General features: G+C 64.5%; 14 protein-coding genes and 2 tRNA genes. 11 read left to right on the forward strand and 5 right to left on the reverse strand.

Annotation, left to right across the window (positions count from 1 at the left end; all coding sequences use genetic code 11):
- The first annotated feature begins 172 nt into the window (after positions 1 to 172).
- The 9 genes from ACZI8Q_RS16880 (at position 173) to ACZI8Q_RS16920 (ending at position 9,556) form a co-directional block, all read left to right on the forward strand.
- Positions 173 to 3,058, forward strand: coding sequence for a sensor histidine kinase (locus ACZI8Q_RS16880; protein ID WP_463374721.1), 2,886 nt, complete (start codon positions 173 to 175; stop codon positions 3,056 to 3,058).
- A complete protein-coding gene (locus tag ACZI8Q_RS16885) occupies positions 3,055 to 3,471 on the forward strand; it encodes a roadblock/LC7 domain-containing protein (RefSeq protein ID WP_463374722.1) in 417 nt (138 codons plus the stop codon). Before ACZI8Q_RS16880 ends, ACZI8Q_RS16885 begins: the two co-directional genes overlap by 4 nt.
- A gap of 15 nt (positions 3,472 to 3,486) precedes the next feature.
- Complete coding sequence (locus ACZI8Q_RS16890; protein WP_463374723.1) at positions 3,487 to 3,858, forward strand: DUF742 domain-containing protein; 372 nt, start codon at positions 3,487 to 3,489, stop codon at positions 3,856 to 3,858.
- Complete coding sequence (locus ACZI8Q_RS16895) at positions 3,839 to 4,423, forward strand: GTP-binding protein (protein ID WP_463374724.1); 585 nt, start codon at positions 3,839 to 3,841, stop codon at positions 4,421 to 4,423. Before ACZI8Q_RS16890 ends, ACZI8Q_RS16895 begins: the two co-directional genes overlap by 20 nt.
- 39 nt (positions 4,424 to 4,462) lie before the next feature.
- A complete protein-coding gene (locus tag ACZI8Q_RS16900; protein ID WP_463374725.1) occupies positions 4,463 to 5,290 on the forward strand; it encodes an MHYT domain-containing protein in 828 nt (275 codons plus the stop codon).
- A 115-nt stretch (positions 5,291 to 5,405) separates the two neighbouring features.
- A complete protein-coding gene (gyrA, locus tag ACZI8Q_RS16905; protein WP_463374726.1) occupies positions 5,406 to 7,919 on the forward strand; it encodes a DNA gyrase subunit A in 2,514 nt (837 codons plus the stop codon).
- A complete protein-coding gene (locus ACZI8Q_RS16910; protein WP_463374727.1) occupies positions 7,920 to 9,182 on the forward strand; it encodes a DUF3566 domain-containing protein in 1,263 nt (420 codons plus the stop codon).
- Between the two features lie 109 nt (positions 9,183 to 9,291).
- Positions 9,292 to 9,365, forward strand: a tRNA-Ile gene (locus ACZI8Q_RS16915).
- A 118-nt stretch (positions 9,366 to 9,483) separates the two neighbouring features.
- Positions 9,484 to 9,556 (forward strand) — tRNA-Ala (locus ACZI8Q_RS16920).
- A 116-nt stretch (positions 9,557 to 9,672) separates the two neighbouring features.
- On the opposite strand, the gene ACZI8Q_RS16925 is transcribed toward ACZI8Q_RS16920, so the two are convergent.
- The 3 genes from ACZI8Q_RS16925 to ACZI8Q_RS16935 all read right to left on the reverse strand — a co-directional run bounded on the left by ACZI8Q_RS16925 (position 9,673) and on the right by ACZI8Q_RS16935 (position 11,834).
- The gene (locus tag ACZI8Q_RS16925) at positions 9,673 to 10,110 is read right to left on the reverse strand and encodes a hypothetical protein (RefSeq protein WP_463374728.1); all 438 of its coding nucleotides are present in this window, start codon (positions 10,108 to 10,110) and stop codon (positions 9,673 to 9,675) included.
- 124 nt (positions 10,111 to 10,234) lie between these two features.
- On the reverse strand, positions 10,235 to 11,077 hold the full coding sequence (locus ACZI8Q_RS16930) for an MHYT domain-containing protein (protein WP_463374729.1): 843 nt from the start codon (positions 11,075 to 11,077) through the stop codon (positions 10,235 to 10,237).
- Positions 11,078 to 11,249: 172 nt separating this feature from the next.
- Positions 11,250 to 11,834 carry a hypothetical protein gene (locus ACZI8Q_RS16935; protein ID WP_463374730.1) on the reverse strand — a complete coding sequence of 195 codons (585 nt, stop codon included), beginning with the start codon at positions 11,832 to 11,834 and terminating at the stop codon, positions 11,250 to 11,252.
- 90 nt (positions 11,835 to 11,924) lie between these two features.
- On the opposite strand from ACZI8Q_RS16935, the gene ACZI8Q_RS16940 reads away from it, so the two are divergent.
- Both ACZI8Q_RS16940 and ACZI8Q_RS16945 read left to right on the forward strand, forming a co-directional pair.
- Positions 11,925 to 12,452: a peptidylprolyl isomerase gene (locus ACZI8Q_RS16940; protein WP_463374731.1), complete on the forward strand. Its 528-nt coding sequence runs from the start codon at positions 11,925 to 11,927 to the stop codon at positions 12,450 to 12,452.
- A gap of 13 nt (positions 12,453 to 12,465) precedes the next feature.
- Positions 12,466 to 13,386 carry a rhomboid family intramembrane serine protease gene (locus ACZI8Q_RS16945; protein WP_463374732.1) on the forward strand — a complete coding sequence of 307 codons (921 nt, stop codon included), beginning with the start codon at positions 12,466 to 12,468 and terminating at the stop codon, positions 13,384 to 13,386.
- Between the two features lie 11 nt (positions 13,387 to 13,397).
- Here the strand turns inward: ACZI8Q_RS16945 and ACZI8Q_RS16950 are convergent, their stop codons facing one another.
- Positions 13,398 to 13,853 (reverse strand): PH domain-containing protein, encoded by a 456-nt coding sequence (locus ACZI8Q_RS16950; protein ID WP_463374733.1) that lies wholly within the window; start codon positions 13,851 to 13,853, stop codon positions 13,398 to 13,400.
- Between the two features lie 123 nt (positions 13,854 to 13,976).
- Positions 13,977 to 14,237, reverse strand: a complete 261-nt coding sequence (gene crgA, locus ACZI8Q_RS16955; RefSeq protein WP_463374734.1) for a cell division protein CrgA — start codon at positions 14,235 to 14,237, stop codon at positions 13,977 to 13,979.
- Positions 14,238 to 14,266: the final 29 nt, after the last annotated feature.

Raw genomic sequence — 14,266 nt, forward strand, 5'->3', positions numbered from 1 at the left:
AAACGTGATGAAGTCGTTACCTTGGCAGACGAGGCGACGAAAGTTGCGGTGGGGAACGTAACTGCTCGCCCTCGGTAATGCGTTCATCGAATTCGGGGGCCGTTCATCGAACTCGAGGGCAAAAGCCGAAGGACGCATGAGGTTGAAGACAAGGGTTGAAAGAGAGCGAGAGATGAGCGACGCGTCGCCGTCCCGGACGAAGCTCTGGGATATCGAAGGCTGGGGCCTGCGGTGGAAGGTGACCGCGGTTCTTGCCGTGCCGGTGACCGTCGCCATGGTTCTGGGTGGATTGCGGGTCGAGAACGAGCTCACCGACGCCGCTCATTTCACGACGGCAGCCGAGCAGGTCACGAGCGTGCCGGACATGGTGAACCTCGAGGCCGCGCTGGGCACCGTGGTCAGTAGTTACGCAACCGGAACGATGACCAAGGGTGACAGCGAGGAGCTGGCGACTCAGTTCGAGAGGGTTTCCGAGGCGGCAGCCAACCCGGAGCTTCCGGCTGATATCGCGTCGGCCCTCGATGCAGCCCTCGCGGACGCACATGCGCTCGAAGGCATGACCACCGGCGCCCCCGGTGCCACCTCGATGCAGGTGCTGGCCGAACGTCAGCAAGACTTCGCGAGTCAGATCTCCGCCATCATGGACGACATCGTCGAACCGATCGACAACCGTGAGGTGCTCACCAAGTACACCTTGCTCGTGGACACCCTCGAGGCACAGCGAAAGATCTTCGACCAGGCCTCTCTGATGATCGAGATCATGAACGATCGCAGTACGCCGATGACCGAGCTGATCGCGACCAATGGCGCCGAACTCGCGCTCATCGACATCATGGCGACGTCGTTCCCCGAGGACGATCCCCGGATTCAGCAGCTTCGGGACGGCGTCGCCCGACGTATCGAACTCATGCCTTCAGGTGTCGACGCCATCGAGGCCATGCAGTCCGGAGCACCTCTCCCGATTCTGCAGCTTCGTAGTTCCCTGCTCGAGAGTCTCGACATCTACACCGCATTGATCGACGAGGCGTCGAGCGACATCGCCGAGACCGTCACCCTCCGCGCGGAGGAAACGCGTACCGCAGCACTTCGTGACACCGCGATCGTTCTCGGTACGCTGCTGGCCGCGCTCGTCCTCGCCCTCCTCGTTGCACGTTCGCTCATCGGGCCGGTTCGTCGCCTCCGATTCGGTGCTCTGCAGGTGGCCCGCCGCGATCTTCCCGAAGCCATTGCCAAGATCAAGTCGACCGACGACGTGGCGGATGTGCGATTCGATCCGGTCGAAGTGCATACACGTGAAGAGATCGGCCAGCTGGCAAGGGCCGTCGACGACATTCACGGTCAGGCTTTGAAGCTCGCCGGCGAGCAGGCGAACCTTCGCCTGCAGATCAACGACATGTTCGAGACGTTGGCACGCCGAAGCAAGTCGCTCATCGACCAGCAGCTCGGCCTCATCGAGAATCTCGAGTTCGAGGAGAAGGATCCCCGGAGACTCGAGAGCCTGTTCCGACTCGACCACCTTGCAGCGCGTATGCGGCGAAACGGTGAGAACCTGTTGATTCTCGCCGGTACCCGGGTGCGTCGCGGCTCCGGTGCTCCCGTCGCGCTCGGTGACGTGCTCCGTGCCGCGATGTCCGAGGTCGAGGACTACCAGCGTGTCCAGATGGGTGCTACCCCGGACGGTTCGCTCAGCGGTGCGATCGTCACGGACGTCGTTCACCTGCTCGCCGAGCTCGTGGACAACGCGCTGCGCGCTTCTCCGCCGGACAGCAACGTGAACTTCAGCTTCGCGCGAGCCGTGGACGGTGGCGTTCTCCTCGAGATCTCCGACCGTGGTATCGGTATCCCGCAAGACGAGATGCGTGCGATCAACGAACGCCTCTCCACCGGCGGCGAGGTGGGCCCGGACACGGCCCGTCACATGGGTCTGTTCGTCGTCTCCCGCCTGGCGGATCGTCACGGTCTGACAGTGCGGATGCGCTCCACCTTCGACACCGCACGTAACCCCGGTGTCACCGTCAGCATTCACGTCCCGAGTTCGTTGATCATCACGCAGGCCGGCGGCGGTCCGGGCGAGCTGCGACCGCAGCAGGTCGTGCAGACTCAGCGGTCGGTACAGGCTCGTCCGGTGCAACCGGCGATCCCGTCCCCGCCGCCGGAGCGTCGCGACGATCGTCCGATGCCGGAACGTCGTGAGGTCGTGCCGAACAGGCCGACAAGCGGTGCGCCCGCGTTGCCGCAGCGCAATGCACCGACCAATCCTGCTCCGGCTGCACCGACCAATCCTGCTCCGGCGGCTCCGGCACCTGCCCCTGCCTCCGGCGACGGCGGCTCGTCCACAACCACCGCCGGTCTGCCGAAGCGGCGTCCGGGTGCCAGTGGCATCGCGTCCGGTGCTGGAGTGGCCCCCGCGCCGTCGCCGGCCAACGGAGCCGACGGACCTCGTCCGATGCCGAAGTTGCCCACACGCCGGGCTCCGGAGCCGGCGGCTCCCGCGGCTTCCGCGGCTCCCGCGGCTCCCGCGGCTCCCGCGGCTCCCGCAGATTCCGCGGGCCTACCCACCGACCGCTCCCAACGGCCACGGCCGCCGATGCCGGAAACCGCTGAGGAATCGGCACCGGTTCGGCACCGCTACCGCACCAACCCTGCGAAAACGGCGTCGTTCTTCCAGTCGAGGATCGATCCTCCGCCCGCAGAAAACGGGGAGGGTGGCCACGGCACCCCTATTTTCGCGAACATGGTGTCGGACTGGTTGTCCGACCCGACAAGCGAAGAAGGCGCACCGGGTATCTGGGAATCCGCCGCCGATTCCGGTTGGAACGCAGCCAACCGCGTTGCGTCTGCACCGGTCGAGGTAGATCCTGAAATCGGCCTGCCCAAGCGCCGCCCCGGCGAGCGCTTGGTGCCGGGAAAGGTCGAAGGGGCCAACAACACCGGGACGTTCCGCCGCGTACGCGATCCTGAAACAATTCGGGCCAACTTGAGTAGACACCAGCAGGGTGTACGAAACGGCAGAGCCACCGGGGTGGCCGAGCGCACCAACATCGAAGGAGACCGATGAATACAGCTCACGCATCCGATAACACGAGGCCGCTCGACTGGTTGGTGTCGAACTTCGCCAGCGATGTCCCCGGTGTGACACACGCTGTGCTCGTGTCGGCGGACGGACTCCTCATGGCGGCCAGCGCGCATCTGCCTCTCGACCGCGCCGAACAACTCGCTGCCGTGACGTCCGGTCTCGCCAGCCTTTCCGCCGGCGTCTCCCGCCTCTTCGAAGGTGGTGGCGTCCTGCAGTCGGTCGTCGAGATGCAGCACGGATACCTGCTGTTGATGAGCGTCGGCGACGGCTCGCACCTGGCCACGCTCACCAACTCCGAGTGCGACATCGGACAGGTCGGCTACGAGATGGCCATCCTCGTCGACCGCGTCGGTGCGACGGTGCAGGCGAAAGCCCGCACCCCGCAGGGAACATGACCCTGAGGCACCGTCATGGATGACCAGAACTACGAATCGTCTGCGGGGCCGAACATCGTTCGGCCATACGCCCTCACGTCCGGGCGTACGCGGCCCGCAGTCGAACTCGCACTCGAAGCGCTCATTCAGGCGCTGCCGCATTCGGCTGATCGTCAGTGGGAACTCGACGACGTGAACGCCGCCATCGTGGCGCTGTGCAAGGAATCGCCTTCGGTTGCGGAGATCGCCGCCCGCGTGGGCATGCCCCTCGGGGTTGCACGCGTCCTGGTTGCCGACCTGGTCGAATCCGGACATCTCCAGATCCTGGCGACGCTGAAGGAAGACTCCACAGATTCCGAGCGCCGTGAACTTATCGAAAGGGTCCTCAGTGGACTTCGCGAAATCTGATTCTCAGAACAAGGTCACCTCCACGAAGATCGTGGTCGCGGGCGGATTCGGCGTCGGTAAGACCACGCTGGTGGGGTCGGTCTCCGAGATCGTGCCGCTGCGCACCGAGGCTCTCGTGACCAACGCCAGCGACGGTGTCGACAATTTGAACGAGACGCCGGACAAGGCGACCACCACGGTCGCCATGGACTTCGGCCGCATCAGCCTGGCGGACGACCTGGTCCTGTATCTGTTCGGTACGCCCGGTCAGCACAGATTCTGGTTCATGTGGGACGACCTCATCAAGGGTGCCATCGGCGCGATCGTGCTGATCGACACGCGCCGCCTCGACGAAAGTTTCGCGGCCGTCGACTTCTTCGAAGCGCGGCAGCTGCCGTTCCTCGTTGCCATCAACGAATTCGACGATGCGCCGCGCTATCCGACCGAGGATATTCGTGCAGCGCTCGCGATCTCGAGTGACGTTCCGATCATTCCGATCGACGCTCGCGACCGCGAATCCGCGAAGCAAGCGCTCGTGGCGATCACCGAATACGCCCTGCGGAAGTTGCACACACCCGCGTACTGACGTCCACTGCCCCGCAAACGCCTTCGTGAGGAATGAACGTTGACTGAACATCCGGAACAACTTGCCATGGGGATGTGGGTCCTCGTCCTCGTTGTGATCACCGCATTCTCAGGTGTTTTCGTCGGTATCGCCAGCGCCCGTAAAGCTGCCACCGTGCTCGGGGGGCGCCACCGGATGATGTGGCTGGTGTGGGGTGCGTTGTCGATTGGTGGCGTCGGACTCTGGTTGCCGAAGATCATCGGTTTGGTCGGCGTCGAAGTCGCCGAAACCGCGGTTCGTTACGACCTCCTCTGGATCGTCGGGTCGTTGCTGCTCTCGGTGTCCTCCAGCTACGCCGCGCTGTACGTAGCGAGCCCGGTACCGAATCGTCATCGCATGCCGAGTGGTTCGGTGGAACTCGGACGCCTGTCGACGGGCGGAGCCATCCTCGCAGTCGGCACGACCCTCTCACACCTCGCGCTGATCAGCGGTGTGCAGATTCGCGGTGAGATCGAATACGACTTCGTGATGATCGCAGTGTCGGCCCTGGTGGGCGTGGTCGCTGCTGCTCTCGTCGTGTGGTCCGTGCAGGCAGCCAACTCACGGGTGATTCGGCTCGGTGCGTCGTTCGCGGCCGGTCTCGGGTTCGCCGCAGCGCACTACATCGGTGTCTACGCACTCGTGGCAACGGTCGACCCGAACATCGCGCTCCCGGATGGAATCGACATCTTCTCGGTGCTGTTCCCTGCCTACGTGCTGGGTTTGCTGATCCTCACCATTCCGATCACGGCGCTGCTGATGGCACCGGACCGCATTGCCGCAGAACTCGAATTCGAGGCCGATGCTCTCGCCGAGGAACCGATCGATCACGAGTTCGAAAGGGCATAGATCCGAGTCCTTCACGCCCTCAGCTGACCTGCACCTATAGACTCGGGTGGTTGCGCGACGTTCAACCAGGCCGGGTTGCCTGTGTAGACGTCTAGCCGAGTAGAAGAAGGAGCTCATGACAGACACAACGTTGCCTCCGGAGGGTCCGGGACACGATCGCATCGAGCCCGTCGACATTCAGCAGGAGATGCAGAACAGCTACATCGATTACGCGATGAGCGTGATCGTGGGGCGTGCTCTGCCCGACGTGCGAGACGGTCTCAAGCCCGTGCACCGTCGCGTCCTGTACGCGATGTACGACAACGGGTACCGGCCCGACCGTGGTTACGTGAAGTCTGCGCGTCCGGTCGCCGAGACGATGGGTAACTACCACCCGCACGGCGACTCCTCGATCTACGACACCCTCGTTCGTATGGCGCAGCCGTGGTCGCTGCGGTACCCGCTCGTCGACGGGCAGGGCAACTTCGGTTCTCGTGGCAACGACGGTGCGGCCGCGATGCGTTACACCGAGTGCCGGCTCACGCCGCTCGCGATGGAGATGCTCCGCGAGATCGACCACGAGACAGTCGATTTTCAGGGCAACTACGACGGCCGCTCACAGGAACCGACGGTTCTCCCCAGCCGTGTCCCCAACCTGTTGATCAATGGTTCGGGCGGCATCGCGGTCGGTATGGCGACCAACATCCCGCCGCACAATCTGAACGAGGTCGCCGAGGCCATCTACTGGGCACTCGAGCACTTCGACGCCGACGAAGAGACCACACTCGCCGCGTGCATGGAGCGCGTGAAGGGCCCAGACTTCCCGACGGCGGGCCTGATCGTCGGCGGTCAGGGAATCCACGACGCCTACACCACCGGACGCGGTTCGATTCGTATGCGTGGAGTCGTCGAGATCGAGGAAGACGCCAAGGGGCGCACGACGATCGTCATCACCGAGCTTCCTTATCAGGTCAACCCGGACAACCTGATCACCTCCATCGCCCAGCAGGTGGGCGACGCCAAGATCGCCGGCATCTCCGACATACACGACGAGTCGTCGGATCGTGCGGGCCTGCGCATCGTGGTCACCGTCAAACGTGACGCAGTGCCGAAGGTCGTGCTGAACAACCTGTACAAGCACACCCAGCTGCAGACCAGCTTCGGTGCCAACATGCTCTCGATCGTCGACGGGGTGCCGCGCACGCTGCGCCTGGACCAGATGATCCGGAATTACGTCGTCCACCAGATCGAGGTCATCCGCCGGCGCACCGAATACCTGCTGCGCAAGGCCGAAGAGCGCGCGCACATCTTGCGTGGTCTGGTGAAGGCTCTCGACGCGCTCGACGAGGTCATCGCCTTGATCCGGGCGTCGCGGACGGTCGACATCGCCCGGGCAGGCCTCATCGAGTTGCTCGACGTCGACGAGATTCAGGCAGACGCGATTCTCGCGATGCAGCTGCGTCGCCTCGCGGCCCTCGAGCGACAGAAGATTGTCGACGAGTTGGCCGAGATCGAGCGTGAGATCGCCGACCTCAAGGACATTCTCGCCAACCCGGAACGGCAGCGCCGCATCGTCCGCGACGAGCTGAAGGAGATCGTCGAGAAGTACGGCGACGAGCGCCGCAGCAAGATCATCGCCTCCGACGGCGACGTGAACGACGAGGATCTGATCGCCCGCGAGGACGTCGTCGTCACCATCACGGAGACCGGTTACGCCAAGCGCACCCGCACCGACCTCTACCGTTCGCAGAAGCGCGGCGGCAAGGGTGTGCAGGGCGCCACCCTCAAGCAGGACGACATCGTTCGGCACTTCTTCGTGACCTCCACGCACGACTGGTTGCTGTTCTTCACCACCAAGGGCCGCGTCTACCGCGTCAAGGCCTACGAGTTGCCGGAGACCAACCGCACGGCTCGCGGTCAGCACGTCGCGAACCTGCTGGCCTTCCAGCCGGACGAGCGGATTCAGAGCGTCATCCGGATCAAGACGTACGAGGATGCCCCGTACCTGGTGCTCGCCACCCAGAACGGTTTGGTGAAGAAGTCGCGGTTGAGCGATTTCGACTCCAACCGTTCCGGCGGCATCGTCGCGATCAACCTGCGTGGAGAAGACGAACTGGTGGGCGCAGTGTTGTGCTCGTCGGACGACGATCTGCTTCTCGTGTCCGCCAAGGGCCAGTCGATTCGTTTCGCCGCCACCGACGAGGTGCTGCGTCCGATGGGCCGCGCGACTTCCGGTGTGCAGGGAATGCGCTTCAACGAAGAAGACGTTCTGCTCTCGCTCAATGTGGTGAAAGAGGGCACCTACCTGTTGGTTGCGACCTCGGGTGGTTACTCCAAGCGCACCCCGATAGAGGACTACGTGGCGCAGGGGCGCGGCGGAAAGGGCGTGCTGACCATTCAGTACGACAAGAAACGTGGCACCCTGGTCGGAGCGCTCATCGTCGACGACGACGACGAGCTGTATGCGATCACCTCGGGTGGCGGCGTCATTCGCACCGCCGCCAAGCAGGTACGCAAGGCGGGTCGGCAGACGAAGGGTGTTCGATTGATGAACCTCGGAGACGGCGACAACCTCCTCGCGATCGCCCGTAACGCCGACGAACCGGAAGAAGTTGCCGACAATGCCGACAACGGAGCCAAGGAGTCCTGAGTGAGTACTCCCAATCAGCCTGGCAAGGACGACAAGCGGCAGAGTCCTCCCACCGCATCGACGTCCCCGCAGGAGGGACAGAAGGCGAAGGAGGGGCAGAAGGCGCCGTCGGGGACAGATTCTGCGTCGCCGAAGCAGGCGCCGACGAACGGTCGGCCGCCGTTGCCGCCGTTGCCGCCTCGGCAGTCGTCATCGTCGACGTCGGCCGGTGCAAAAGGGTCGTCCGGTACCAATGGGTCGTCCGCTACCAAAGGCTCCGCTGGGGCATCGAGCGCGGCGTCGCAGTCCAAGCCCGGAGAAGGTTCCGGGCAGCCGAGCGTTCGGGGCACTCAGGTGCCGCCGTGGCAGCGCGCCCAGGGCATCCAGGGGCAGGGCGGCCAGCAAGCGCCCCCGAGTCCTCAACGTGAGCCGCAGACCAACCTGAAGCGTCCGGCGCCGCCGAAGTCCGGTGCTGCCCCCCAGCAGCCTCCCGCACAGCGGCAGCCCCCGAAGCAGGAGGCGTCCAAGCAGGCTCCTGGCGCGGCGCAGAAGCCCCCGTCAGGGCAAGCTCCGGCGGTGAAGCCGAAGCAGGAGCCGACCGGAGCTGCGCCTCGTGTCACGCCGCCACAGAAGGGTGCTGCGCCCAAGACGGCTCCGCCACGTCCGGCTCCGCCGCGAAAGGGCACTGCGCCGCAGAGTGCACCCGCGACGGGCGCGCAGCCGACTCCTGCTCAGCAGCGTGCGGCGGCGAAGGCCAAGGCCGCGGGAATCGACGGCCCGACTCGTCACATCGACCGCAAGTCCCTTCCGAAGGACATGCCGGACCTGTCCGATGCCAAGCATCCGGCGCCGGTCGAGAAGACGTCGACGACGGGCCAGCAGCCGAAGGTTGCGGCGGTGGCGATGCCCCAGCGAGTCGCCGAGGGCGAACCGTTGCGGGCGAGCGTGCAGGTTCGGAAGATCGATCCGTGGTCGATGCTGAAGATTTCCTCGGTGATTTCCGTCTCGTTGTTCTTCGTCTGGATGGTCGCAGTCGGTCTGCTCTACCTCGTTCTCGACGGTATGGGTGTGTGGGACCGGCTGAACAATGCCTTCACCGATATCGTGTCCGCTTCGGGCACCGAGGGGCTGATCACCGCAGGTCAGGTGTTCGGATATGCGGCCGTCATCGGCCTGGTGAACATGGTGCTGATCACCGCTCTCGCCACCATCGGATCGTTCATCTACAACATGAGTTCGGATCTGGTGGGCGGTGTCGAGGTCACTCTCGCTGATCGTGACTGACCTGGGAAAAGTGCGTCTCATCGGACCGGTTTTGGTATCGGCCGGTCCGGTGAGGTAATCTTCCCACTCGGTTCGAGACGAGGAAAAATCGTCTTGTTTCCGCACTCGAGGGCCTATAGCTCAGGCGGTTAGAGCGCTTCGCTGATAACGAAGAGGTCGGAGGTTCAAGTCCTCCTAGGCCCACTCCAAGTGCAGGAAGGACTACACGCATGAAGATGCTCCTCGCAGTGGGAGTCGCAGTGTTGGTAGTCTTCGGGTTGACCAAGTTGCTTTGCGGCGGTGAGGTCTGGCACGAGGTAACGGGGCCTTAGCTCAGTTGGTAGAGCGCTGCCTTTGCAAGGCAGATGTCAGGAGTTCGAATCTCCTAGGCTCCACAGAAATAAGCCACTTTCCGGGAAACCGGGGAGTGGCTTTCTCTGTGTCCGGACGAATGGAACATCCGTCCGATCTGACCGGACGGATGTTCCATTCGTCACTTGATCCAACCACCTCAGGCGATGAAGGTTCCGATCGTCGGGTTGCTTTGGCAGATGGGACTCGATCCCCAGTTGATGGATCCGAAGCCGGTGGCGATGACGTTGCCGACTCCGGTGTCGACGGTGGCCGACAGGTTCGGGTAGACGCCGGAAAGGTTTGTGATACCCGACTGACCGGTGTTGGTGTTCACCCATGCGACAGTGACCTGTCCGGCGGCGGGCATGGGAAAGGCGCCGGGGAACGAGTTGAAGCGAATGACACCCGGAGCGATCGTCTCTCCGGTCATCCCGGTGACAGACATCAGACTTCCCTGGTTGGGGCAGCCGAGCGTCCAGGCGGGGCCACCGAAGGGGTGTGGCGGCGCAGCAGTGGCCGTCCCGGCGAACAGGACGGCTGCCGCGACAGGCGCGATGAGCGCAATCAAACGGCTGGTGGTACGTAGAGCGGACATCGCGCCCTCCTCGTCCGAATTCCCGACGCAGTGATCTTCATCATATTCGCCCGGGTGGGTGCGGGGATAGGAGTCGAGGCGATGTGTAGCGCTGTCGGCCGGGTGCGCCGGTATCGAGCCCCTCCTACGGTGCGGTGTTCGATGTCGTCTCCGACAGGGCCCGGGCGGCGGCGTCACCGTCTCCGTCCATCCACTGCGAGATCACAGCCTCGCGTTGCAGGTCCTCACGGCCCGGGGCGAGCAGCAAGGCAACGATCGGTACCGCCAGCACTGCGATGCCGACGACGAATGCAGGGAGCAACAGCGACATGACCGTCAAACCCTCGGGGGTCGCGGCGGTCGGATCGAGCGTGGCCGTCACTCCGGCCATACCCGTGTAGTGCAGCGCGACCACAGCGCATCCCATGATCAGTGCCGCGACTACCCGGGCGGTGAGGCGTTCCGCCACGCCGGCGAGCCAGAGCGCGGCAGTGGCCGCGACGATGCCGATGACGACGGAGGCGACGACGTACGCCTGATCATGTTCGATTCTGCCCTCGATCCGGATCGCCGCCATACCGCTGTAGTGCATGGCGCTGACGGCCAGACCCATCACCAGCCCGCCGACGGCGAGCGGCACGGCGCGGGGCACGCGAGTCTTGCGCGCGGCATGCGAGTCCACGATCCAGAGACCGAACAGTGTGGCGGAAACCGCGAGCACCACCGAGAACAGCGTCGGTGTGATGTCGTACCGGATGGTGGAACCCGGCACGGCGAAACCCATCATCCCGATGAAGTGCATCAACCAGACACCGACGCCGCCGATGGCCAGTGCCGCCATCGCGAGCCATCGCAGTCTGCCGGTACCCCCGCCCCTCAAGGACTGCCGTACGCAGGACAGGCCCACGTACGATCCGATGACCGAGACCGCATACGCCAAGAAGAGGACCCAGTGTCCCATCGTGAAGTGGTGTAGTTCGTGCGACATGCCATCTCCGTTTGGCACGTCGGGTCGATGTCCCATATCCGGATGGGACGTGCCGTACCGACCGAACGAGGCCGCGCGCAGGTCTCCGGCGCGACGCAGGTCACATTACCCGTGTCACAATCGATGGCGCTCTGCGACGTGCCTCATGGCAACGGCGGCAGGCACGTCGCGGTCAGTAGCCCCGCTGGTCCTGGGGGCCCGGGGTATCCGAGGTCGAGTCGTCTTTCCAAGCGTGCTTGCCGTTGCTCTCGGCCGTTGTCCGCACGGTCGGCGTGGTGGGCTCCGGCGGAACCGACGGCGCAGCCGGCTGCCTGGTCTCGCTGAGAGTCGGGGGAGCGGGTGCCACCGGCGGGTGCTCGCTGCGACGACTGCGGTAGAACGCGAACCCTCCCGCGGCGACCGCGGCGACGCCGAGGGCGATCGCGATGTTGCGGCGGCGGTGTGAGGGTTTCGGCTCGGGCGGCAGGATGCGGCCTGCTGCTGCCTGGACTCGAGCCACGGGCACGCGCTGGGCGCGTTCGGCCCCCTTCCTGGCCAGGTCGAGGCCACGCTGCCCGACGATCACGCCTGCACGACCGAGCCCGCGTCCCGCCGTGACGGCTCCCGAGCGTGCGATTCGGATCGCTTCGCCGACCTTCTCCGAGTCCTTCGCCTCGAGCAGTCCGTCCCGGACGGCACGGGGCAATCCGAGTGACGGCGCCGTGAGCGACGGTGCGGTGAGCGATCGTGTGTCGAGTGACGAATTCGCGCGTGTCATGTTCCCAGCTTGTCACAGCAACCGTGTTCGTCCAGCAAATCCGGAGCACCAGCCACCCGTGTTCCTCGGGACTCGTGGCAACATGGTGGGGTGACTTCACCTCATCAGACAGCAACCGCAACGCTGCACACCAACCGTGGCGACATCTCCATCGCGCTCTTCGGTAACCACGCTCCCAAGACCGTGCAGAACTTCACCGGTCTCGCGGACGGCAGCAAGGCATACACCACCGCAAATGCCGGTGGCACGGAGTCGGGCCCGTTCTACGACGGTGCGATCTTCCACCGCGTCATCGACGGCTTCATGATCCAGGGCGGTGACCCCACCGGCACCGGTGCCGGTGGACCGGGCTACAAGTTCGAGGACGAGTTCCACCCGGAACTGCAGTTCGACCGCGCTTACCTGCTCGCGATGGCGAACGCCGGCCCGGGCACCAACGGCTCGCAGTTCTTCATCACCACCGGTGCCACTCCGCACCTCAACCGTCGGCACACGATCTTCGGTGAGGTCGTCGACGCGGAGTCGAAGAAGGTCGTCGACGCGATTTCCTCCACCCCGGTCGACCGCAGTGACCGACCCGTCGAGCCGGTCGTGATCAACAGCGTCACCATCGCTTGAGAAACGAGACCGTATGACGAACCCCGGCTGGGGTGGGGCTGCAAACGAGGGGTCTGCACCCCAGCCGCGGTGCGTTCGCCACCCCGATCGCCCCACAGCGCTGTCGTGCAATCGGTGCGGCCGTCCGGCATGTCCGGATTGTCTGCACGAGGCGGCCGTCGGCTATCAGTGTGTCGATTGCGTCGCACAGGGCAAGAAGAACGTGCGGCCCGTGCGTGGCGTTGCCGGTAACGCGGTGACGCAGCAGCAACCCACCCCGCTGGTGACGTACATTCTCATCGCCGCAAACATCGCCATCTACCTGGCGACGGCTGCGCAGTCCGGCAGCATCATGCGCAACGCCGCCGGGTCGGGCATCTTCCAAGCGTGGGCGCTCTTTCCGCCGGCCGTCGCGAATGGCGACTTCGAGCGACTACTGGGCAGCGGATTCCTGCATTTCGGCCTGATTCACCTGGCCGTCAACATGTTCGCGCTGTACATCATCGGGCGCGACACCGAAATCATTCTCGGACGTTCCCGCTACATCGCCGTGTATCTGGCGTCGATCCTCGGTGGTTCTGCTGCGGTGATGGCATTCCAGATCGACGCGCTGACCGCCGGCGCGTCGGGTGCCGTGTTCGGATTGATGGGCGCGGAAGTGGTGATTCTGCTTCGCATGCGGCGCAGTCCCACACCGATTCTTGCCGTGATCGCCATCAACGTGATCATCAGTGTGTCGATCCCGGGTATCTCGTTCTGGGGTCATCTCGGTGGTCTGCTCGCCGGTGCGGCGTCGGCGGCCGGGCTTCTCTACGCTCCGCAACTTCTCGGGGCCGGTAACAACCGGGAGAAGGCGGTTCGGATCGGATGGGCGGCGGTGGCCACTGTCGTCGTTGTCGCCCTAGGGGTGATCGTGCTGCGCATCATGCAGATGCGCGTCATGTTCGGCCTCTGAGGCCGATTCGCTCAGCGCTTCTCGGCAGGGACGAACCCGTGTGCCGCGAGTGCGTCGAACACATCCTGCGGGTTGGTGCCCAGGTCCCATCGGCCGAAGATGAACAGTCGTTCCACACCTTCGGTGTCGGTCACGTCGATCTCGAGCATCGGAACCCGGCGTCCCAGACGCGGGTACCGGACGAGTCGCACCCGGGTGATCTCCGAACTGCTGAAGCTGCGGTGCCCGGTGAGTTTGCGAACCGTGATGCGCGAGTCGGCGCCGGTGTGCGCGGCCAGGCGTGGACGCTGCACCGCCCCCGACACCGCCGACGCCAGCATCACGATCGCGGCGACGGAAACGAGTACTCGTCCGGCCGGTTCGTTGGCAACCAGGAAGGACGCACCCGCGAGGACCACCCCACCGACCGCGAGCGCGGCGACGACCCCCATCGGGGTGGCCCACTCGAGTTTTCCCTGTTCAGGCATCGACCTATCCAATTTGTCCACAGGCTTTGTCCACAGTGGGGATGAATGACAACGGTGTAATTGTCTCGGCACCGCGCGTTGGTGCTGTCTCCACCTCCGGGTAACCGACGGCGTCGGTTACCTTTACCTCCATCTCATCGTCATGACGAGGCCGACCACCATGAAGCCGAAGCCGATGAGGAAGTTGTAGGCACCGAGGTCGTTCATCCACGAAAGCTGGTCGGCGGCCAAGTAGTAGACGATCAGCCAGAGTAGGCCGAGGAGCATGAAGCCGAGCATCACCGATACGTACAAGGTGCTGGACGGACCGGCCTTCACCTTCTGCGTGCGGGTTGCAGGGTTGATCGTGTAATCGGTCTTCTTCCGGACCTTCGACTTGGGCATGTCGTCCTCGTTCGTGCGGGTGTACAGGA

It is taken from the genome of Rhodococcus quanlei (genome assembly GCF_055231015.1).